This window comes from Mesorhizobium sp. WSM4906 (assembly GCF_029674625.1).
In the GTDB taxonomy this organism is placed as follows: Bacteria; Pseudomonadota; Alphaproteobacteria; order Rhizobiales; family Rhizobiaceae; genus Mesorhizobium.
The window spans coordinates 6,479,017-6,500,714 of record NZ_CP121355.1 but is presented as its reverse complement, the minus strand read 5'-3'; the positions used below and the strand labels follow the sequence as shown (position 1 = coordinate 6,500,714).

The 21,698-nt window shown below is 60.8% G+C and carries 16 protein-coding genes; 13 read left to right on the top strand and 3 right to left on the bottom strand.

All coding sequences use genetic code 11. From position 1 onward, the window contains the following. Window positions 1–486: 486 nt before the first annotated feature. From QAZ22_RS31365 to QAZ22_RS31355, 3 genes are read left to right on the top strand one after another with little or no spacing between them, the layout of a single operon-like run. The gene (locus QAZ22_RS31365; protein ID WP_278204769.1) at window positions 487–1,701 is read left to right on the top strand and encodes a glycosyltransferase family protein; all 1,215 of its coding nucleotides are present in this window, start codon (window positions 487–489) and stop codon (window positions 1,699–1,701) included. A gap of 1 nt (window position 1,702) precedes the next feature. Further along, a complete protein-coding gene (locus QAZ22_RS31360) occupies window positions 1,703–2,947 on the top strand; it encodes a glycosyltransferase (RefSeq protein ID WP_278204768.1) in 1,245 nt (414 codons plus the stop codon). Then, window positions 2,944–4,140, top strand: coding sequence for a glycosyltransferase family protein (locus QAZ22_RS31355; protein ID WP_278204767.1), 1,197 nt, complete (start codon window positions 2,944–2,946; stop codon window positions 4,138–4,140). The genes QAZ22_RS31360 and QAZ22_RS31355 overlap by 4 nt, the downstream gene beginning before the upstream one ends. A 74-nt stretch (window positions 4,141–4,214) precedes the next feature. On the opposite strand, the gene QAZ22_RS31350 is transcribed toward QAZ22_RS31355, so the two are convergent. Further along, window positions 4,215–4,886 (bottom strand): class I SAM-dependent methyltransferase, encoded by a 672-nt coding sequence (locus QAZ22_RS31350; RefSeq protein WP_278208003.1) that lies wholly within the window; start codon window positions 4,884–4,886, stop codon window positions 4,215–4,217. A 162-nt stretch (window positions 4,887–5,048) separates the two neighbouring features. On the opposite strand from QAZ22_RS31350, the gene QAZ22_RS31345 reads away from it, so the two are divergent. The 3 genes from QAZ22_RS31345 to QAZ22_RS31335 all read left to right on the top strand — a co-directional run bounded on the left by QAZ22_RS31345 (window position 5,049) and on the right by QAZ22_RS31335 (window position 9,333). Further along, window positions 5,049–7,763 (top strand): ABC transporter ATP-binding protein, encoded by a 2,715-nt coding sequence (locus tag QAZ22_RS31345; protein ID WP_278204766.1) that lies wholly within the window; start codon window positions 5,049–5,051, stop codon window positions 7,761–7,763. A 190-nt stretch (window positions 7,764–7,953) separates the two neighbouring features. Then, window positions 7,954–8,403, top strand: coding sequence for a cyclic nucleotide-binding domain-containing protein (locus QAZ22_RS31340; RefSeq protein WP_278204765.1), 450 nt, complete (start codon window positions 7,954–7,956; stop codon window positions 8,401–8,403). 75 nt (window positions 8,404–8,478) lie between these two features. Then, a complete protein-coding gene (locus QAZ22_RS31335; RefSeq protein ID WP_278204764.1) occupies window positions 8,479–9,333 on the top strand; it encodes an MBL fold metallo-hydrolase in 855 nt (284 codons plus the stop codon). Window position 9,334: 1 nt separating this feature from the next. On the opposite strand, the gene QAZ22_RS31330 is transcribed toward QAZ22_RS31335, so the two are convergent. Together QAZ22_RS31330 and QAZ22_RS31325 are read right to left on the bottom strand one after the other, a co-directional pair. Then, the gene (locus QAZ22_RS31330; RefSeq protein ID WP_278204763.1) at window positions 9,335–10,099 is read right to left on the bottom strand and encodes a polysaccharide deacetylase family protein; all 765 of its coding nucleotides are present in this window, start codon (window positions 10,097–10,099) and stop codon (window positions 9,335–9,337) included. Next, window positions 10,096–11,184 (bottom strand): glycosyltransferase family 4 protein, encoded by a 1,089-nt coding sequence (locus QAZ22_RS31325; protein ID WP_278204762.1) that lies wholly within the window; start codon window positions 11,182–11,184, stop codon window positions 10,096–10,098. Before QAZ22_RS31325 ends, QAZ22_RS31330 begins: the two co-directional genes overlap by 4 nt. Window positions 11,185–11,259: 75 nt before the next feature. On the opposite strand from QAZ22_RS31325, the gene QAZ22_RS31320 reads away from it, so the two are divergent. The 7 genes from QAZ22_RS31320 (at window position 11,260) to QAZ22_RS31290 (ending at window position 21,614) form a co-directional block, all read left to right on the top strand. Continuing rightward, a complete protein-coding gene (locus tag QAZ22_RS31320) occupies window positions 11,260–12,438 on the top strand; it encodes a DUF3095 domain-containing protein (protein ID WP_278204761.1) in 1,179 nt (392 codons plus the stop codon). Between the two features lie 112 nt (window positions 12,439–12,550). Continuing rightward, complete coding sequence (locus QAZ22_RS31315) at window positions 12,551–13,894, top strand: nucleotide sugar dehydrogenase (protein WP_278204760.1); 1,344 nt, start codon at window positions 12,551–12,553, stop codon at window positions 13,892–13,894. A gap of 264 nt (window positions 13,895–14,158) precedes the next feature. After that, window positions 14,159–15,499 (top strand): adenylate/guanylate cyclase domain-containing protein, encoded by a 1,341-nt coding sequence (locus QAZ22_RS31310; protein ID WP_278204759.1) that lies wholly within the window; start codon window positions 14,159–14,161, stop codon window positions 15,497–15,499. A 145-nt stretch (window positions 15,500–15,644) separates the two neighbouring features. After that, window positions 15,645–17,540: an ABC transporter ATP-binding protein gene (locus tag QAZ22_RS31305; RefSeq protein ID WP_278204758.1), complete on the top strand. Its 1,896-nt coding sequence runs from the start codon at window positions 15,645–15,647 to the stop codon at window positions 17,538–17,540. Next, window positions 17,537–19,435, top strand: a complete 1,899-nt coding sequence (locus QAZ22_RS31300; RefSeq protein ID WP_278204757.1) for an ABC transporter substrate-binding protein — start codon at window positions 17,537–17,539, stop codon at window positions 19,433–19,435. The genes QAZ22_RS31305 and QAZ22_RS31300 overlap by 4 nt, the downstream gene beginning before the upstream one ends. A 2-nt stretch (window positions 19,436–19,437) precedes the next feature. Next, window positions 19,438–20,436 (top strand): ABC transporter permease, encoded by a 999-nt coding sequence (locus tag QAZ22_RS31295; RefSeq protein ID WP_278204756.1) that lies wholly within the window; start codon window positions 19,438–19,440, stop codon window positions 20,434–20,436. Next, a complete protein-coding gene (locus QAZ22_RS31290) occupies window positions 20,433–21,614 on the top strand; it encodes an ABC transporter permease (protein ID WP_278204755.1) in 1,182 nt (393 codons plus the stop codon). The genes QAZ22_RS31295 and QAZ22_RS31290 overlap by 4 nt, the downstream gene beginning before the upstream one ends. Window positions 21,615–21,698: the final 84 nt, after the last annotated feature.

Here is a 21,698-nt window from a genome sequence, read left to right as displayed (position 1 = left end):
CGAATGGATTGAATCCTTTGGCGTACGAGAGTCTCGGCGCGTAGCGCACCGGAGCGGCCGCTGCATCAGTTTGAAATTTCGAATCGTTAAATGCGATAGAGGCGACACCGTTGCCGAAATTCGGTGGGCTGATATGAAAGACGGATGAGAAAACCCGACCGACCAACGATGAAGGGCGCTCTGATCGCGCTTGAGCTTGCCAGCATCGTTCTCGTTGCCAATTCCCGCTGGACAGGCGGGATTAATTTTACGAATCGCATCGTAGACCGGGTCCATGACCCATAGACCTGGTTGGGCCGAATTGGCTCTAATTGTATTCGCTATCGTAACAATGCCGCTCTGGATGCTCTATAGGGGACGATAAAAGGGCTGAGGGACTCCACACCCCCTGTAGCAAGTCGGACAGGCCGGTAGACCCGGGATGGTTTCGAAGCCTGCGGGATCGCCCACTGTGCTCAACACGAGAATTCTAGAAGACGTTCAAAAATGACCCAGCACGTACCAGACGCTCGAATTCTCATGTACAGCCACGACACGTTCGGGCTCGGCCACTTGCAGCGCTGCCGGACGATCGCGCATTCGCTGGTCGAGGATTTCCGCGGACTTCAGGTGCTGATCATTTCAGGCGCGACCATCGCCGGCGCCTTCGACTACCGCGCCCGCGTCGACTTCGTGAAGATTCCCAGCGTCATCAAGTTGCGCAACGGCGAATACAACTCGCTGGAAAAGGATATCGATCTGGACGAGACGCTAAGGATGCGCCAGTCGATCATCCGCCACACAGCCGAGACCTTCCGGCCGGATATTTTCATCGTCGACAAGGAACCGCTTGGCCTGCGCGGTGAGATCGAGGACACGCTGTCCTATCTCAAGACACGGGGCACCACGCTCGTGCTTGGCCTGCGTGAGGTGATGGATGCGCCGCATCTGCTCGAAGCAGAGTGGGCACGCAGGGATGTGATGCGCAAGATAGGCCTGTTCTATGACAGGGTCTGGGCCTATGGCCCGCCGGATTTCTACGATCCGTTGACCGGTCTGGACGTGCCGCCGGCTGTCAGGGCAAAGATGAGGTTCGTCGGTTTCCTGCAACGGAGCCTGCCGCGGAACGAGTTGCCCGGCCACCGCCCCGAGGGCGAGTACATCCTCGTCACCACCGGTGGCGGCGGTGACGGCGCCGAACTGATCCACGACGTCATCGACGCCTATCAGCAGGATCCGCGATTGCAGCACAGGGCGCTGATCGTGCTTGGGCCTTACATGCCGGCGCGCAAACGCAACAAGCTGCTCAGGAAGGGGGCCAAAATCCCCTACATCAAGATCATCGAGTTCGACAATCGCATGGAAGACCTGATTGCCGGCGCCAAGGCGGTGGTGGCGATGGGCGGTTACAACACCTATTGCGAGATACTGTCTTTCGACAAACCAGCGCTGATCGTGCCGCGCGTCGAGCCCCGCGAGGAACAACTGATCCGCGCTCGGCGCGCCGCCGAACTCGGCCTCATCGAGATGCTGTTGCCGGATGAAGCCAAGGATTCCCAGCGGTTTGCCGATGCGCTGGTGGCGCTGCCGGAGCGACCCCGCCCATCACAGAGCAATCCGCATCTGACGCTGGAAGGGCTGCCTCATATTTCAGAAATCGTCGCGGAACTGCTCGACCGGCGGGCCGGCCATCACCTTTCGGTCATCGAGGGAATGAACTGAATTGCAGCGTCGCAAGATCGTCGTGGTTCTGAAGGGCTATCCGCGGCTGTCGGAAACCTTCATCGCGCAGGAACTGCTCGGTCTGGAGCGCGCCGGGTTCGACCTGGTACTCGTCGCGCTCAGGCGGCCGACCGACGCAAAACGCCACCCCGTGCATGACGAGATCAAGGCGCCCGTCCATTATCTGCCGGAATATCTGCATCACGAGCCGCTGCGCGTGGTTCGCTCGCTGTTTGTTCATCTGCTGCGGCCGGGCTTCTGGCGGGCGCTCGGATCGCTGGCTGCCGATATCCCCCGCGACTTTACGCGCAATCGCTTGCGCCGCTTCGGGCAAGCGCTCGTGCTGGCTGCCGAATGGCCGCAAGACGCGGGATGGCTGCATGCGCATTTCGCGCACACGCCGGCATCGGTGACACGCTATGCCAGCCAGCTTCGTAGCCTGCCCTGGAGTTGCTCGGCCCATGCCAAGGACATCTGGACTTCGGCGGACTGGGATCTGGCGGGCAAGCTTTCCTCGGCGCGCTGGACGGTCACTTGCACGAAAACAGGCTTCGACCGTCTGAAAGAACTCGCCAACGGCAACTCGTCCGTGCATCTGAGCTATCACGGGCTCGATCTTGATCGCTTCGGCAGTTTCGGCGGGGCGCGAATGCAGCACGACGGCTCGGCGCCGGATCAACCGGTTATCATTCTAAGTGTCGGACGTGCCGTCGAAAAGAAAGGTTACGACATCTTGCTGAAGGCCCTTGCCCTCTTGCCGGGCGATTTGGCGTGGCGTTTCGAGCATATCGGCGTCGGCGAGGAACTGGAAAAGCTGAAGGCACTGGCGCAAAAGCTCGGATTGGATGGTCGTGTCACTTGGAAAGGCGCGCTGGGGCAGAAGGAGGTGCTTGAGCACTACCGCTGCGCCGACATCTTCGCCCTGGCCTGCAGGATCACCGCAAATGGCGACCGGGACGGCCTGCCGAATGTTCTGGTGGAGGCGGCTAGCCAGCGGCTTGCCTGCGTGTCGACCGATGTTTCCGGCGTGCCGGAGCTTTTATTGGCGGATGAAACCGGGCTGCTGGTTCCGACGGAAGACCCGGTGGCCCTGGCACGGGCGCTGGAGCGCCTGATCCGTGATCCCGTGCTGCGCGCCCGCCTCGGCGACGCCGCGGAGCAGCGCGTGCGCGGCAATTTCGATCATACGGCAAGCATTGGACAGCTCAAGGAACTGTTCGAGCGCGAGTGGGGGGCCGCCGGTTGAAGCGGCTGCGCGCCTTCCTCTATGTCCAACACCTGCTCGGTATCGGCCATCTCGCGCGCTCCAGCCGTATTGCGGCGGCCTTGGTCGATGACGGCTTCGAAGTAACCGTCGTGACCGGCGGAGCGCCGATCGCCGGGTTTCCGGGACCGGGGGTAAAATGTGTAACCCTGCCACCCGTCACCTCTGGTGATGAAGGATTTTCCGGACTTGTCGACCTGCAAGGCAAACCCATCGACGATGATTTCAAGAAACAGCGTTCCGAGATGCTGCTGCGGGCATTCCGGGACTGCAGGCCTGATATCGTCATTGTCGAGGCGTTTCCATTTGGACGCCGGCAGATGCGCTTCGAACTCTTGCCGCTGATCGATGCCATCGACGCGACGTCGCCCAGGCCGCTGCTGGCGACGTCCGTTCGTGATATCCTTCAGGAGCGCGTCAAACCGGGCCGAAACGAGGAAACGGTCGATCTCGTCAACAGGCATTTCGACCTTGTCATGGTCCACGGCGATCCGACTTTCGCTACCATCGACAAGACATTTCCACTGGCCGGAGCGATCAGGGCCGAGGTCACCTACACTGGGCTCGTTGCTGCGCCTCCACCGCCCGCGACCACCGAGCGCTTCGACGTTCTGGTGTCGGTCGGTGGCGGGGCTGCCGGACGGAGTCTCGTCAACTCCACCATCGCAGCGGCGCGGAATGCCAACAACGGTTGGAAATGGTGCTTGATCACCGGTCCGAACCTGCCGAAAGACGAGTTTGACGCGATCGCGCGCGATGCCACCCCGGGTCTGTCCGTCTTCCGGTTCCGCGAGGATTTCGCCAGCCTGCTGACCGCCGCCCGCCTGTCAGTCTCGCAAGCGGGTTACAACACGGTCTGCGATGTCCTGCGCGCGGGTTGCCGCTCCCTGCTCGTTCCATTTGCAGCCGGCGGGGAAACCGAACAAACGGTTCGCGCCCTGATGCTCGAGGAACTCGGTCTTGCAACGGTGCTGATGGAAAAGGACCTAACGCCTGAAGGTTTGGCGCAAGCGATCGAGCAGGCGCTTGTGGGTCCGAGGCCATCCGCGCATCGTCTCGATCTGGAAGGCGCGCATCATTCGGCGCAAATCCTGCGCGAGCGGCACCGAACATGGTCCCTGAAAATGGGATCCGGTTTCGGTAAGGTTCATGATCAGATTGTCGATTGTTCCTAGAGCGAAGCGCTTCAGGTTCTTGTTTTATGCATGTCGTTATCCCAAGACCGCCGCGCGTTTTTGGGCGAAATGCATCAAACAGTTCCAATCAGCATGAAGCGCGTGTAATTTTTTGTCGGCAGTTCGCCGGAGAACCGCACCTCCCGTAGCGCCGCCATTGCTTCGAAGGCAGAAAGTGAAGCAACGCAGTTGATGTGCGTCGGCTCGCTGAAATAATCGTTGGATTGCAGCAATACGTTCGTGCCCCGAGGAATGAGAGCAAGCCAGGCGCGCAGGTCGGCTATGTGTTCGCAGCTCGTATTGACGATCAGGTCGGACCGCCCGGCTGCATAGTCGAGTGCGTACATATCTGCCGTCAGCGCCCGGAACCGGTCGCCGGCTTCCCGATTGAGGGTCCGGGCGACCGGCGCGACTTCGGGGTCGATATCAATGCTATCGACAGCCGCGATGTCGAAGCGGGCATCGTTGAAAAGCATCGCCGGCAATACGCCGTACCATCCACCCAAAACCCATATGCGCCCGAACCGGCCGCCACAGCTTTCGAACAGCCTGTCGAGCGCCCACATCTTGCAGGCGACCTGCTTGTGATTGAAGGCGTTGGCGATGTCGGCCGTCGGATGCTTGGCGATAACGCGCGCCAGCCCTGCCACGAGAGGGTGGTTGACATAGGCGGCAATTCCCCGCGTGAGATCCAAGGCTTGCTCGTGCCCGTCCATGCCGGCATTGCGTGGTTGCGTGACATCCATCATATTCGTCTTGTATTTCGGGATTTCGGGCGACACAACGCAATCTTGCCCCGCCAAGCCGCCTCGCAGGCTTCGAAGGTATCGCCGGCGATGATAGCCGATGCGCCGCTCACCAGCTGATGCTTTTACTTTGTTCCTTAAACTGAAGGTCCACAGTCGCATATGGAACCCAGCCTAGCCCGCTATATCTGGACGCACACCAAGAAGCAGCAGCTCTGGATACTGATTATCGTCTTGCTTTCGATGATCCCGTATTTCATGTCCTTCGACCTGCCGAAGCTGATCGTCAACGGCCCGATCCAAGGCCGGGGCTTCGAACAACCGGGCGCGACCCAGCCCTTCATGAAGCTGCACTATAACCTGCCGTTCATCGGAGAGGTCCAGTTCTTCCCCGGTTTTCAGCTCGACCGGACGGCGACGCTGTTCGCCCTGAGCCTCGTGTTCCTCCTGCTCGTCATCATCAACGGCCTGTTCAAACTCTACATCAACACCTACAAGGGCCGGCTCGGCGAACGCATGCTGCGGCGTATCCGCTTCGATCTGGTCGATCGTGTGCTGCGGTTCCCGCCCCGTTACTTCAAGCGCGTGAAATCCGCCGAAGTGGCGACCATGGTCAAGGACGAGGTCGAACCGCTGGGCGGCTTCATCGGCGATGCCTTCCTGCAGCCGGTACTGCTCGGCGGCCAGGCGCTGACGGCCATGCTGTTCATCCTGGTCCAGAACTTCTGGCTCGGAATGATAGCGGCCGTGATCGTGGCGATCCAGATCGTGCTCATCCCGCGAATGCGGCGCCGGCTGATCGTACTCGGGCGCAAACGGCAGCTGACGGCGCGCGCGCTTTCGGGCCGGGTCGGCGAAATCGTCGACGGCATCGGCGCGGTCCACGTCCACGATACATCAAACTACGAGCGCGCCGACATTGCTGCCCGGCTCGGGCTCATCTTCAAGATACGCTTCGACCTTTACCAATGGAAATTCATGGTGAAGTTCCTCAACAATTTTCTCGCGCAGGTCACGCCCTTTCTGTTCTACATGGTCGGCGGGTATCTGGTTATCCAGGGGCGGCTGGACGTCGGCCAGCTCGTGGCCGTGATCGGCGCCTACAAGGATCTGCCCGGCCCGATGAAGGAACTGATCGACTGGGATCAGGATCGGCAGGATGTCCAGGTCAAATATCAGCAGGTCGTCGAACAGTTCACCGTCGAGGGTCTCATTGCGCCGAGAATCGGGGCATTGACGATCGACGATCCTGGTCCGATGACCGACCCGCTGTCGGCGATCAGCCTGTCCATGGCAGACGATGGCGGTGCAATGCTCCTCGACCGTATCTCCCTCCAGGTCAAGCCGGGCGAGACGGTGGCGCTGGTCAGTACCGCAACAGGTGGGGCGGAGGCGCTTGCGGAGGCTTTCGCGCGGCTGAACTGGCCGGAAAGCGGAAGGGTCGCTTCGGGCGCCGACGACCTGCTTGAACTCCCCGAGGCAGTGACTGGACGGCGCATGTCCTATGCGTCGTCGGATGTTTTCCTGTTCCAGGCAAGCCTCCGCGACAATCTGCTCTACGGGTTGAAGCATGCGCCGCTGACATCGGTGACTTATGACGGTGCCGCGGCAGACCAGCACCGCTGGAACATCAACGAGGCGCGCCGGTCGGGCAATTCGGATATCGATATCAACAGCGACTGGATCAACTATGCTTCCGCAGGCGCCACCGGTCCGCACGACCTCTTTGAAGCTGTACGCCGCGTGCTCGACGCGGTTGTTCTGTCGCGCGACATTCTGGATCTTGGCTTGCGCTCCACGGCCGACCTCAAGCGTCACACGGAGCTTGCCAGGCGTATCGTCGAACTGCGCGCGGCGCTGCGAGCCCGGCTGGAACACGAAGGGCTGAGCGGGCTGGTGGTTCCTTTCGAACCAGGCGCCTACAACAAGGAAGCAACGATCGGCCAGAACCTGCTCTTCGGCGCGGCCGCCGGCCCGGAGCTGGCCGACAGGGGGCTGGCGGCAAATCCCTATTTTGCTTCCGTGCTGAGGCAATCCGGCCTCGATCGCACGCTCTACGAAATGGGCATGGAGATCGCCGAACAGGCGATCGAGCTGTTTGCCGACCTGCCGCCCGACCACCAGTTCTTCCAGCAACTCACCTTCATGAGCGCCGAAGAGATACCCGCCTACGAGACCTTGCTGCAAAGGCTCAAGAACCGCCCCTACGAGGCGGTTCCGGAAAACGACCGCGCCATGATCGTCACGCTGAGCTTCGCCTATATCGAACCCCGGCACCGCTTCGGCCTGCTGAGCGACGAGCTGATGAACAAAATCGTCGCCGCGCGCAACCAGTTCTATGAAGACCTGCCGCCCGAGCTGCAAAACGCGGTCGAACGGTACGATCCTGCCAAATACATTGCCGCGGCTACCGTCATGGACAATGTCCTGTTCGGGCGTCTGGGCAGCAATCATCCCGACGCGCCGGACCGCATACGCTCGATCGTCTATGACATTCTTGATGAACTGGGGCTTTACGCCGAACTGCTGGATGTCGGTTTGGACTTCAACGTCGGCGCAGGCGGCAGGCGGTTGACCGGTGGACAGCGACAGAAGCTCGATGTTGCCCGGGCCTTGCTCAAGCGTCCCGATTTTCTCATTCTCAACCGGCCGCTGTCGGCGCTCGACCAGCGCGTACAGGACAAGGTGCTGCAAAACGTGCTCGAGGAAGCAAGACGCGACGGCCGTTCGCCGGCAATTGTGTGGGTCGTGACGAATCCGGCAATGGCGATGATGTTCGATCGCGTTGTCGTCTTCGACTCGGGTCGTTTGGTGGAAGACGGAACACACGAGGGACTTTTGACAGGGGACGGTATTTTCAAGGAACTGCTGTCATAGAGCATTGGACACTCAGATGGGATCATTCTGCCGGTGGGAACTTGCCGCGAGGTCAAGGGATTAAGGTTTCCAACGGATCGGGCTCGCCACGTTTCGCGTGGTTCGTCCCGCTATCCGCAAGCAGAATTGATTCCATCTGGGCGTCGGTTGTTCTAGTCTCGCGGACGTAAATGTTGGGAAGGTTGCGACAATGCTGCTCAAGGATGAGGTTGGAATGCTGCAACGCGTTCCCTTGTTCTCCGGCATAGAGCTGGCAAAACTCAAGCTGCTTGCGTTCACATCCGATCGCGTAAGCTACAGTGCCGGCCAGATCCTTTTCCGGCAGGGCGACGAGGGAGATGCCGCCTATGTCATCCTTTCAGGCAAGGCGGATATTTTGGTCGATTCCGACAGCGGACCGATAAAAGTTGCCGAACTGGTGCCAAATTCGATCGTTGGCGAGATCGCCATATTGTGCAACAGCAGTCGCACCGCCACCGTCAGAGCCGCGAGTCCGCTGGAAGCCTTGAGAATCCGAAAAGATCATTTCCTAAGGCTTATGAGGGAGTTCCCGGACATGACCATCGAGATGGTGCGGGTCCTCGCCGATCGCCTGAGCCATACTACCGCAGATCTGATCGACGCACGGAGCGCCAAGTAACCAGCGCCGCGCGCCTAATCCTCGCCGTCGTGACGACGCCGGCTAGCATGGGTGACTGGACCGCGAAGGAGCAGCATGGAGGACGACGTTTTCCTGGTCAGGTTTTGGGGGGTGCGCGGCAGCATTTCGGTATCGGGGCCAGAATTCTCCCGCTATGGCGGCAACACGATCTGCATTGAGATGCGATGCGGCGAGCACACGCTTCTGTTCGACGCGGGCTCCGGCCTGCGACCTGCCGGCGGGGCGCTTCGGGCGTCGGGCGTGACCGATTTCGACCTGTTTTTCACCCATTGCCATTACGATCACATCATCGGGCTGCCGGCCTTCAAGCCGATCTACGACCGGAGCGTCAAAGTCAGGCTCTGGTCCGGCCATCTTGCAGGGCGCATGACGACCCGGCAGATGGTCGATGAGTTCATGCGGCCGCCGTGGTTCCCGGTGACGCTCGATATCTGCAAGGCAAGCATCGACTGCCGGGATTTCATATCCGGAGACGTGCTTCGGCCGCGGGAAGGGGTGGTGGTTCGAACCGGCAGTCTTAACCATCCGGGCGGCTGCATAGGCTACCGGGTCGAATGGGGCGGCCGCGTCGTGGCGGTGATCACCGACACCGAGCACGAGCCGGGCAAACTCGATCAGGCGGTGCTCGGCCTGATCGTAGATGCCGACCTCGTCATCTACGATTGTGCGTACACCGAGGAGGAAATGGAACGCCGCCACGGTAACGGGCACTCGACATGGCAACAGGGCGTCAAGCTCTGCGAGGCAGCCGGTGCGCGGGGGCTTGCGCTGTTTCACCACGATCCGGCACGCACCGACAAGGAACTGGACGAGATCGAGAAACTGGCCAAGGAGAGATTTGCCGGAGCTTTTGCCGCGCGGGATGGCCAGACTCTCAAATTTCCAGTCTCATTGCACAAAAAGCGCTGAGCTATTTTCCTCTGGCAGCGCTACGCCCGATCAATGTCCTGATCGGAAGCCATGCGCAGGCTTCAGTCTGTGCGGTGACTGTGAACAGCCGTTCGAGGAAAAGCCAGGCCGATTCATCATGTACGAGATGGTGGGTGAGCAGGCCGACTGGTTCGCCGCCGTCGAATGCGTTCCGCAATTGCGCGATGATGGTCTGAACCAATATGCCGTGATCGCGGCAGCCGCGCGTGCCATGCCAATCCATGATGTCGACATTGGTGTTGACGACCGTCAGCGAAGCCGGCCTCGGCGGCCCAAAGACCGACAATGCCGCAAATCCTATCGATTCAAGGTCGGAAACCAAGCCGGCGTCGATCCTGTTCCAGGGTGGCACCAGCATCGGAACGGCACGTGCGCCGTGAAGGCCGGTTACGTGCGACAGCCCGCGAGCCAGATCATCGAGCACCGCCTCGCGTGGCCGATGCGCGCCGAGCTCCTGCTTTTTCTGGCCCTTCGGCGCATGATTTCGGTGAGCCCAGCCATGGATGGCGACCGTGGCATGCGGCGCCTCGTCAAGCCGAACGACAAGCTTCTCATCAGTCAGGGCCGGAATGACGGCCAGAGTGACCGGAACCGCGGATTCACAGGTGAGGGCGAGCAGTCGATCAAGCGCAGGCGTCGGATCCACGGCGTCATCGTCACGTAGCCAGAACTCAGCCTTGCGGTCCGCCCGTTGCCAGCACGCCAGTTCTTCCACCAAGAGTTGCCAGATCTGATCGGACGTCATGAAACTGGGATCTTCGCAAGAAGTTCGGCCAGACGCACCGCTGCAGCATTGAGGGAACGTTCTTCGAGGATGAGACGTCTGGCTTCCGCGGCCATGATGGTTCTTTCGTCGTTACGCACCAGAAGCCTTTCAATGGCAGACGCGAACGCCGCCACATCGCCGGGCGGGGTAAGAAACCCGGCCTGGCCATCCCGCACGACCTCTGGCACGCCGGCGATGTCCTGAGCCACCACCGGAAGGCCGGCGGCCTGCGCTTCAAGATAGGCAACTCCATAGGCCTCGCCATAACCCGGCCAGACGTAAATTCCCCCACTGTAGAGGACATCCGGCACGGCGGCTGGCTCGATCGCACCGAGCCATTCGATACGGTCGGCGGGCAAGCCGGCGAATTGCGCTTTGACCTCTTCACGAGCGGGCCCGTCCCCGACAACCGACATGGTCCAGGTGAGATGGCCGATCGAACCGAGCGCTTGCGCCAGCATGCGGTAGCTGGCGACTTTGTCGCCCGGGCGCATCATGGCGACGGTAACGAGGCGCGTCGGACAACCCCGTGCCGGTGTTTCCCTGAATAACGACGTGTCGATGAAGGGCGGCAGCATGCCGAGAGCGGCGCCGGGTATCGCATCTGCCAGTCCCTGACGATCCCTTTGCGTGAAGCAGATGTTCAGCGCCGCTTGTTCGACGGCCCGTGCCACCAACGCTTGCGTGTCGGCCCACAAACCGGCGTTGCGTCGCCTCGAATAGGAAGCTTCCGCTGTCACATAGGGGACAGCAAAGGCCGACGCCAGCCCGGGCCCGATCAGGTCGGGCGCCTTGTAGTAGGGATGGTAGGTAAACCAGAGATCGGGCTTGCCCTCACGATCCCAAAGCTTTGTCAGTCGCGCGGCTTCCTCTTTGGCTTCGATCTTAAGCGCATCGAAACTTTTTGGCTCCGGTTCGCGTAGATAGAAGCGTAGTTCGGATGCTAGTTCGACGCTATGCCCTCCATGCTCCAGCGCCTTGATCAGCGTCCTTGCCATCTGGCGGTCGCCGGAGGCAACGGAATGATTGGGTGACTTCAGCGGCGCATAGAAGGCAATTCGCATCGCCGGACCCTATCATCGGAAAGCCGGCGCTAGTCAATTTCGAAGCATGATCGACTTCACTCTTCAAGCAGGGGAATGTGCTATCTGATGCTCATGGAAACAGCTGCCGCGTCCGATCCGTTTGTCGCTTCCCTGCCGGTCTTCGCAAAGTTCGAAAGCGTCGCCGATATCGACAACTACCGACCTCTCCCCGATGGCTGGGCGCTGGCCACCGCCGACATCGTCGGCTCGACCAAGGCGATCAAGGCCGGGCGCTATAAAACCGTCAATATGGCCGGTGCCAGCGTCATTTCGGCGCTGCTCAATGCGCTGGACCGGCAAGATCTTCCGTTTGTCTTCGGCGGCGACGGTGCGCTCGTGGCGGTTCCCGGCTCGGCGCTGGAGATCACCCGCAACGCGCTGGCGGCCGTCCAGAGATGGGTGGCGGACGAACTGGACCTAACCTTGCGTGCCGCAATCGTGCCGATAAAGGACATAAGAGCGCAAGGCCTCGACGTTCGCGTGGCGAGGTTCCAGGCGTCCGAAGCGGTCCTCTATGCCATGTTCGGCGGCGGCGGCAGCAGTTGGGCGGAAGCCGAGATGAAAGCGGGGCGCTACCGGATCGATCCTGCGCCCGCCGGCGCGCGGCCGGATCTGACCGGCCTCTCCTGCCGATGGAACCCGATCGAAGCCCGGCACGGGGAAATCGTCTCGATCATAGCAATCCCGGGGGCGTCGCGCGACTTGCGCGGTTTTCAGTTTCTGGTTTCCGACATCATCGCACTAGCCGGCAGGCAGGAGCGCGATGGCCACCCGGTGCCGGTGAACGGGCCGGACTACAGTTTGATACCCGCCGGTCTTGATATCGAGGCGCGGGCCACGGCGTCGGCAGGACGGCGGTGGCTGGCGAAGCTGTGGGTGATGTTCCTGATGACGCTTACGGCTGTCACCGATCGATTTGGCTGGACGATCGGCGGTTTCGATCCGAAGGTCTACAAACGCGACGTGGCCAGCAATTCGGATTTCCGGAAGTTCGACGACGGCTTGAAGATGACCATCGACGTTGACGCGGATGTGTTGCAACGGATCGAGAACCGGCTGAAGCAGGCGGAAGAGGCGGGCATCTGCAACTATGGCCTGCACCGCCAGAAATCGGCCTTGATGACATGCCTGGTCGCTTCGCCGCTGCAGCGCGATCACCTTCATTTCATCGATGGCGCGGCCGGCGGCTATGCGATGGCTGCCGCAAGCCTGAAGGCGAAGGTGCCGGCTTGATGACGGCTTGCGGAAACCGATCTTCCGCAATATGCCTCGGCCATGGTCTTGGGACCAAGTGAGCTTCGGCATGCGAGCGGACAGCCTGTCCGAATTGACGGGAAGCAGATTTTTGGACGCCTCAGGATCGATATATGACCGTCTTCTGAACCGGATTTCGACGCGCGCCGCGCAGGTCGGCGTGATCGGACTGGGTTATGTCGGGTTGCCGCTGGCGGTTGCGATCGCGCGAGCCGGCTTTCCGGTTTCCGGCTTCGACATCGAAGCCCAGAAGGTCGAGAGCCTGAATAACGGCCAATCCTACATCGAGGCGGTGACGTCGACAGCCCTTGCCGGCCAGGTGGCGAGCGGACGATTCCGTGCCACTGCGGATTTTGCCGAACTGGCCGTCTGCGAGGTCATCATCATCTGCGTTCCGACGCCGCTGACGAAAAACCGTGAGCCGGATCTCTCCTTTGTCAGGAACACGGCAGGCACCATTGCGAAACATCTGCGTCCCGGCCAGCTCGTCGTGCTGGAATCGACTACCTATCCCGGCACCACCGACGACGTGATCAAGCCCATACTGGAAGAAACCGGCCTGCAGTCGAAGATAGACTTCTTCCTCGGCTTCTCGCCCGAACGCGAGGATCCCGGCAACCGCAGCTTTGAGGTCGCGACGATCCCCAAGGTCGTGGCAGGCGACGGCATTGAAGCGGCGACGCTCGTGCAGGCTTTCTATCAGGGCGTGGTCAAGACCGTCGTTCCGGTTTCCTCGACGGCGACAGCGGAGGCGGTCAAGCTGACGGAAAACATCTTCCGCTCGGTCAACATCGCCCTCGTCAACGAGCTGAAGGTCGTTCTCGGCGCGATGGGCATCGACATCTGGGAGGTGATCGAGGCGGCAAAGAGCAAGCCCTTCGGCTACATGCCTTTCTATCCTGGCCCCGGACTTGGCGGGCACTGCGTTCCGATCGATCCCTTCTACCTGACGTGGAAGGCGCGCGAATACGAACTGCCGACCCGCTTCATCGAGCTGGCGGCAGAGATCAACACGGCCATGCCGCGTCATGTCGTCGATGAACTCGCGAAGGCGCTGGACCGGCGCTGCGGCAAGGCGCTCAGCCGCTCGCGCATTCTCATCATCGGGCTCGCCTATAAGAAGAATGTGCCCGACATCCGCGAAAGCCCCTCATTGCGGCTCATTGAACTCATCGAGGAATGGGGCGGCAAGGCGGAATTCCATGACCCGCATGTTACCGAGATCCCGACCACCCGGGAGCATATGGCGATCAAAGGGCGCCGCTCGGTCGAATTGACCAAGGCAGCCTTGAAGGATTTCGATGCTGTCGTCGTTGCAACCGACCACGACGCGATCGACTATCAGACGATCGCTGATCACGCCCTTCTGATCGTCGACACACGCAATGTTTTTGGCCGTCTCGGGCTGGTCCGAGAGACGGTGGTGAAGGCTTGACGGCGTCTGAGCCGGCGAATTTTTGCCAGTGTCAGGATCGTGGTTGCACTCTGCCGGCTGCCTCGCCACATAACGCAAGCAGAACACAGATGCATTTACGCCTTCTTCTTGGCTGCAACGATAGTGATCCGGGAAATGCTTCGCCGCTTTTGCCGCCGAGGCCGGCCTCGTTGACTTCGGGTATCTTATCGTGGCGTCGTTGGCGGACTGTGTTATGGCAGAACAGAGGGTAATGGCTCCGTCTTCGACGGGTTTCGAGATAGCATGAGCACATCGCAAGCAGAAATTTCCGCCATTCTCATGGATAAGGTTGCCGATTGGCTGACCCACTCGGCACTGGCGGGCAACGACCTGGAAACATTGGTAAATGGCTTTTGCGAACGGCTGGCTGCTGCCGGCCTGCCGCTGAAGCGGGTGCATTTGAGCTTCTCGATGCTTCATCCGCTTTATGATGCGCTCGGCTTCACCTGGGTTCGCGGCCAGGGCATGGAAGTGGAAGGCTTCCGCAAGCAGGCCGGCGTGCCGTCCGAAAGATTCCTGACCAGCCCATACTACCATCTGCTCAGCAATAAGCTCGACCATCTGCGACGCCGGCTCGACCCCTCGGTGCTGTCGGAGTTTCCTGTTTTCGATGACCTGCGGCTTATGGGCGTCACCGATTACATGGCTTTCGTCCATCCCTTCAGCGGCAACACCAGTCAGGGCATGATGGGGTCGTGGTCCACCGACAGCGCCGCAGGCTTCAGCGAAAGTATGATTTCGGCGCTGCTGCGCATCCAGAGCCATCTCGCTATCGCCACCAAGATGGCGGTGCTCACCAAGCTCGCCGACAACATGATGACCACCTATCTCGGCGGCGACGCCGGCAGGCGCGTACTTGACGGCCAGATCAAGCGCGGCGAGGGAGATACTATCCGGGCCGCACTGGTCATGGGGGATATGCGCGGGTCGTCAAGGCTTGCCGAAACCTCCGGTCGCGAAATCTATATCGATACGCTGAACCAGTTTTTCGACGCCGTTGCTGCACCGTTCAATCGCAACGGTGGGCAGATCATGAGCTTCATAGGTGATGGCTTCATTGCCATCTACCCTTGCGAAAGGCACCGTTCGCAGTCCGAGACCGCCTGCCAGGCTGCTCTTGCGGCCGCCCACAAGGCCAGCGCGCGTATGATGGATCTCAATCTGCGCAGAAAGGAACAGGGGTTGTCCGACATAAAATTTGGCATCGGCCTGCATGTCGGCAACGTGATGTTCGGCAATGTCGGGCTTACCGACCGGCTTACATTCTCTGTCTTCGGTTCGGCTGTAAACGAGGTCCAGCGCCTCCAGACCCTGACCAAGAAATATCCGCACAGCGTTCTCGCCAGCAAAGACTTCGCCGGCTATTGCGGCGCCAACAGCTGGCTGACGCTCGGCAATGAGGAGCTGGCTGGCATCAAGCAGAAGCTGACGGTGCTTTCACCCGATCTGTCGGGCGCTCTCGCACTCGATGAAGACGGTGCGCTGGAGCCGATTTACGACCGAAGATCGGACGCCGAGCAGGTCATGCTGCTTCATCGCGATGCCGCGCGCATGGCGGCGGGCGACCCAAGCAAGATCCAATAGCTGCCACGATCTGATCCCCACGCTTTTGGCAAACAGTGCGGTCGCCGGCTCCGCCACTGGCGACCGTTTCGAAATCCAAGTTGCTCTGGGCTGGCAATGCGCTAGTCTCGCTTTCTGGACTTGCCAGAGTGGGGCTGGTGCGAGAATGAATTCTGGTGTCGATCTGCTGCGGATCGAGGACGTAGGCATCTCTTTTGCCATTGTCGGGGGGCCGTTGCATGCCGTCAGGCGCGCAAATCTTCGCGTGCTGCCGGGCAAGGTCACCGCGCTCGTGGGCGAGTCAGGTTCCGGAAAATCGGTTCTCAGCCAGGCAGTGATGGGCATTTTGCCGAACTCGGCCCATGTTCGCGGCCGCATCCTGTTTTCCGATCCTGAAAAGCCCGGCAAGACGCAGGATATCCTCAAGATGCCGCGTGATGGACCCGAAATCCGGGCGTTGAGGGGCAGCCGCATCGGCGAGATCTTCCAGGAGCCGATGACATCGCTGTCGCCGCTGCACACGATCGGCAACCAGGTCAGCGAATCCCTGCGGATTCATACGCCGATGACTCGGGCGGAGCGCAAGGCGCGGACCGAGGAAATGCTCAGCCTTGTCGGCTTTCCCAACCCCAAGCGCGCCTATGACATGTACCCCTTTGAACTTTCGGGAGGATTGCGCCAGCGCGCCATGATCGCCATGGCGCTTATCTGCCGGCCCGCCCTGTTGATCGCCGATGAGCCGACGACGGCGTTGGACGTCACCATCCAGGCGCAGATCCTGCAATTGCTGCGCGGGCTTCAGACCAAGCTGAACATGGCGATGCTGCTGATCACGCACGACCTCGGCGTGGTTGCCAATGTCGCCGACGAGGTGGTGGTCATGTATCATGGCGAGATCATGGAAGCGGGACCTGTCGAAGCGATATTCCGCCGGCCAGGCCACCCTTACCTGAAGGGGCTGATGGCAGCCGTTCCGCATTTCGAACTGAAGCCAGGCGAAAGGCTAAAGGCGCTGCGCGAGGTGCCGGTAAATGTCGGCAACCTGCTCGGCAAGCAGACGGCGCCGTCATCGAAGGGGCCGGACGACATCCTGCTGTCGGTCAGGGATCTGAAGAAGACCTTCACCATCCGCAAGTCCGGATGGTTCGGCGGGGATCATCAAACCTCTGTTCGCGCCGTGGACGGCGTGAGCTTCGATATCAGGCGGGGTGAGTGCCTGGGTCTGGTCGGCGAAAGCGGTTCCGGCAAAACCACCGTCAGCAAAATTCTCATGCGGGCCGTAACCCCTAGCGGCGGCTCTGTGATCTTCAACGGCCGCGATGGACCGATCGACGTCCTGGCAGGCGAGGGCGAGGCCTTGCGCACGCTGCGCGCGAAAATCCAGATGGTCTTCCAGGATCCGGTTTCATCGCTTTCACCTCGCATGACGGTGGAGAACATCTTGAGCGAGCCGCTGGAAATCCATCAACGTGGCAATGCCGCGTCCCGACTCGCCATGGTCAAGAGCCTGATGCAGGCAATCGGGCTCGATCCGCGCTTCATCAAGCGTTATCCGCACAGTTTCTCCGGCGGGCAGCGTCAGCGTATCGGCATCGCGCGCGCGTTGGCGCTGGGGCCTGAACTTCTGATCTGCGACGAACCGGTTTCGGCGCTCGATGTCTCCGTCCAGGCGCAGATCCTGAACCTTCTGAAGGACCTGCAGAAGGAACTGGGCCTGACCTACCTGTTCATATCCCACAACCTGGCGGTGGTGGACTACATGGCAGACCGCATCGCGGTGATGTGCGGCGGGCGCATCGTCGAGCTTGCGCCACGCGAGATTCTGCTTAGGAAACCGATCCACCCCTACACGCGCTCACTGGTCGCCGCAGTGCCTTTCCCCGATCTCGACAGGCCGATGGATTTCAAGACGCTGAAGCTCAGCGGCGCTTCCGACACGAGCGCTTGGGGACCGCAATTCCGCGACGAGGGCGGCGAGGATATGCTGTCGCCGCTCGATCTTGGCGGCGGCCATCTCGTGCTGGCCCGACGTTCGGCCAATGTCAGCGAGTTGCGCCATTGATCAGCCGGCGCACCGTCCTTGGACTTATGGCTTCGGCATTTGTGCCGGGCACGTTGCGTGCCGGCGATCTGGAGCCGGAATTTCTTCAGCCGCTGCTGAAGGCCCTGGCGGTACCGGCGCTCGCCGAACGCTTGCCCAAGAACCCGCGCGTGTTGAATCTCGCTGCGATGGGCCGACAGCCAGGCCAGTACGGCGGCACGCTGCGCACGATCATCGGCAGCCAGAAAGATATCCGGCTGATGACGATCTATGGGTATGCTCGCCTGGTCGGCTATGACGAAAAGCTCAACCTGCAACCCGACATTCTCGAAAGTTTCGACGTAGCGGATGACCGCGTCTTCACTTTCAAGATACGGGAAGGACATAAGTGGTCCGACGGCAGCCTGCTGACGCCGGAGGATTTTCGCTATTGCTGGGAAGATGTCTGGCTCAACGATGAGCTTTCGCAAGGCGGGCTCGCCCCGGCCTTGCTGGCGGACGGCAAGCCGCCACGCTTCGAGATCGTCGATCCTTTGACGGTCCGCTACAGCTGGGATGCGCCCAATCCCGATTTCCTGCCCAAGCTCGCTGCTGCTTCGCCGCTATCGCTTGTCCTGCCGGCCGCCTATCTCAAGCAGTTCCACAAGAAATACCAGGATCCATTCCGGCTCGCCGGCCTGATGGAGGAGAACAGGGCCAAGAAATGGACGCTCCTGCATATCCGCATGTCGCGTCAGTATCGCCCGGAGAACCCGGAACTGCCGACTCTCGATCCTTGGCATAACCGGACCAAGCCGCCGGCTGAGCAGTTCATCTTCGAGCGCAACCCGTTCTTTCATCGAGTAGACGAGAACGGTCGGCAACTGCCTTATGTCGACCGGATCGTCATGAATGTCAGCTCGTCGGCGATCATTTCCGCCAAGACCGGTGCGGGCGAGAGCGACCTGCAATGCATGGGAATCGACTTTGCCGACTACTCCTTCCTGAAGGACGCGGAGAAGCGCTACCCGGTGAAGATGCATCTTTGGAAACGCACACAGGGTTCGCGGCTGGCGCTGCTGCCCAATCTGAATTGTGCCGACAAGGTGTGGCGTGGCCTGCTTCGCGACGTGCGCGTGCGCCGCGCACTTTCGCTTGCTGTCGACAGGCGCGAAATCAATTTGGCCGTGTTCTACGGATTGGCGCAGGAGAGTGCCGATACCGTCCTGCCGGAGAGCCCACTCTACCGGCCGGAATTCGCGAAAGCCTGGGTCGCCCATGATCCCGACCAGGCCAATGCCCTGCTCGACGAGGTCGGGCTTCAGACGCGTGACGATGACGGCCTGCGCATACTGCCCGATGGACGCCCGGCGCAGGTCATCGTGGAAACGGCCGGCGAAAGCACGCTGGAAACCGATGCGCTCGAACTCATCACCGATCACTGGCGGCAGGTCGGCATCGCCCTGTTCGTCCGGACTTCGCAGCGAGACATCTTCCGCAGCCGCGCGCTTGGTGGCGAGATCATGATGTCGATTTGGTCGGGCATCGACAATGGCGTACCGACCGCCGACATGAACCCGTACCAGTTGGCCCCCACCATCGACGACCAGCTGCAATGGCCGCTCTGGGGCGCTCACTACCTGTCTCACGGCACGGTCGGCGAGGCGCCCGACCTTCCGCCTGTGGTCGAGCTGATGGCTTTGCTCAAGCGCTGGAACGCATCGACCAAGGCTACGGAGCGCGCCGAAATCTGGAATTCAATGCTGTCGATCTACACCGACCAGGTGTTTTCGATCGGCACGGTGAACGGAACGCATCAGCCGATTCTGGCGTCCTCGCGGCTGCGCAATCTGCCTGACAAGGCGCTCTACGGCTACGACCCGACCGCCTATTTCGGTGTCTATATGCCGGACACATTCTGGCTTGGAGAGTCCTGAGCGTGCTTCGATATATTGTCTGGCGCATCGCCGTGATGGTTCCAACGCTGCTGGTCATATCGGCGCTGGTGTTCACGATCATCGAACTTCCCCCAGGCGACTATTTCGACAGCTATGTTTCCGAACTTCGGGCTCAGGGCGAAGCGGTGGATTCCGATCGCATCCAGATGATGCGCAAGGAGTATGGTTTCGACAAGCCGCCGGTCATTCGCTACTTCTACTGGGTCGGCGGGATGCTACACGGCGATTTCGGCTATTCCTTCGAATATGAGCTGCCGGTTCGCGATGTCATCGGTGACCGAATGTGGCTGACCGTGCTGGTTTCCTTCGTCACGATCATCTTCACCTGGCTCATCGCCTTTCCGATCGGCATGTACTCCGCCACGCATCAATACAGCTGGGGCGACTACGGCCTGACCTTGTTCGGCCTTCTAGGCCTTGCCATTCCGAACTTCATGCTGGCGCTGATCCTGATGTATTTCGCCAACATCTGGTTCGGCACGTCCATAGGCCATCTCATGGACCAGCAATATCTCGGCGAACCGATGAGTTGGGCCAAGGCGAAGTCTATCCTCGCCCATCTCTGGATCCCGGTCTTGATCATCGGCACCGGGGGCACGGCAAGCATGATCCGGCGGCTGCGCGCCAATCTGCTCGACGAGCTTCACAAGCAATATGTCGTGACCGCGCGCGCCAAAGGCCTTCACCCCTTCAAGGCGCTGGTCAAATATCCGCTGCGCATGGCACTCAATTTCTTCATTTCAGACGTCGGCTCCATCCTGCCGGCCATCATCTCCGGCGCCGAAATCACGGCGATCGTGCTGTCTTTGGAAACGACCGGGCCGATGCTGATCAGGGCGCTGCAGAGCCAGGACATGTATCTGGCAGGGTCGTTCCTTATGTTCCTCGCCTTCCTGACGGTCATCGGAGTCCTGATTTCCGACCTGGCGCTGGCGCTGCTTGATCCGCGAATTCGCTTGCAGGGCGGCAGCACCAAATGAACACGCAATCGCCGCTGCCCGCTCCGGGTGCCCCGCTGCAACACTACGTATCCATCGCGCCCTTTGACCTGCAGTCGGTCGAGGCGATGACGGCGGAGCAGTCGAAGGTCTTTCAGGCGTCGCAGTTGCGGCTGATGTGGTGGAAATTCCGACGGCACCGGCTTGCCCTTATATCCGGCATATTCCTGGTAGCGCTCTATCTCGGGATACTGATCTGCGAGTTCCTGGCGCCCTACAATCTGCACACGCGCAACATGGACTACATCTATTCGCCGCCGCAGCAGGTGCACCTGTTCCACAATGGCCAGTTCGTCGGGCCGTTTGTCTATGGCCGCCAGATGACGCTGGACATGGACACGCTCAAGCGAAACTACACCGATAAACAGGATGATGTTCAGCGGATCCGTTTCTTCTGCAAGGGCGACAGTTACCGGTTCTGGGGCCTGATCGAAGGCGACAGGCATCTTGTCTGCCCTGCCGAGAACGGCCAGCTCTTTCTGGCCGGCACCGACAGGCTGGGACGCGATGTGCTCTCGCGCATCATCTATGGCGCACGCATTTCACTGACAATCGGCCTTGTCGGCATCGGTTTCAGCTTCCTGCTCGGCATCGTCATCGGGGGGCTGGCCGGCTATCACGGCGGTATCTTCGACCTGATCGTTCAACGGATAATCGAGGTTCTGCAATCGATTCCCAGCATCCCGCTATGGCTGGCTCTGGCGGCGATCATGCCGATAACCTGGAGCCCGATCCTGATCTATTTCGGCATCACCGTCATCCTCGGGCTGCTCCACTGGACCGGACTGGCGCGGGCCGTGCGCTCAAAACTTCTAGCCTTGCGTGAGGAGGATTACGTTCTGGCCGCGCAATTGATGGGCGCCAGCAGCGGCCGCATTATCCGGCGGCACCTCATTCCGGGCTTCATGTCGCATCTGATCGCGACGGCGACGATCTCCATACCCGGCATGATCCTGGGCGAGACGGCGCTGAGCTTCCTGGGGCTCGGCCTGCGGGCGCCTATAACCAGCTGGGGCATCCTGCTCACCGAGGCGCGCAGCGTCAGCGTGATCGCGTTCTATCCATGGCTGCTTTTGCCGATCCTCCCCGTCATTCTCGTCATCCTGGCGTTCAACTTCCTCGGCGACGGCTTGCGGGATGCCGCGGACCCCTACAAGTGACATCTCCATTCCGCCGCATGCCGGGCCGCAGACTCCAACTGGCTTGTCGGCGGCCTGTTCGGTTGTTGCAGCGTTCACCGTTCG

Coding starts and splice junctions, on each gene's coding strand:
- QAZ22_RS31345 (WP_278204766.1), top strand. CDS start 5,049: ATGGAACCCAGCCTAGCCCGCTATATCTGGACGCACACCAAGAAGCAG.
- QAZ22_RS31350 (WP_278208003.1), bottom strand. CDS start 4,886: ATGGATGTCACGCAACCACGCAATGCCGGCATGGACGGGCACGAGCAA.
- QAZ22_RS31310 (WP_278204759.1), top strand. CDS start 14,159: ATGAGCACATCGCAAGCAGAAATTTCCGCCATTCTCATGGATAAGGTT.
- QAZ22_RS31325 (WP_278204762.1), bottom strand. CDS start 11,184: ATGCGAATTGCCTTCTATGCGCCGCTGAAGTCACCCAATCATTCCGTT.
- QAZ22_RS31330 (WP_278204763.1), bottom strand. CDS start 10,099: ATGACGTCCGATCAGATCTGGCAACTCTTGGTGGAAGAACTGGCGTGC.
- QAZ22_RS31365 (WP_278204769.1), top strand. CDS start 487: ATGACCCAGCACGTACCAGACGCTCGAATTCTCATGTACAGCCACGAC.
- QAZ22_RS31335 (WP_278204764.1), top strand. CDS start 8,479: ATGGAGGACGACGTTTTCCTGGTCAGGTTTTGGGGGGTGCGCGGCAGC.
- QAZ22_RS31320 (WP_278204761.1), top strand. CDS start 11,260: ATGTGCTATCTGATGCTCATGGAAACAGCTGCCGCGTCCGATCCGTTT.
- QAZ22_RS31340 (WP_278204765.1), top strand. CDS start 7,954: ATGCTGCTCAAGGATGAGGTTGGAATGCTGCAACGCGTTCCCTTGTTC.
- QAZ22_RS31305 (WP_278204758.1), top strand. CDS start 15,645: ATGAATTCTGGTGTCGATCTGCTGCGGATCGAGGACGTAGGCATCTCT.
- QAZ22_RS31290 (WP_278204755.1), top strand. CDS start 20,433: ATGAACACGCAATCGCCGCTGCCCGCTCCGGGTGCCCCGCTGCAACAC.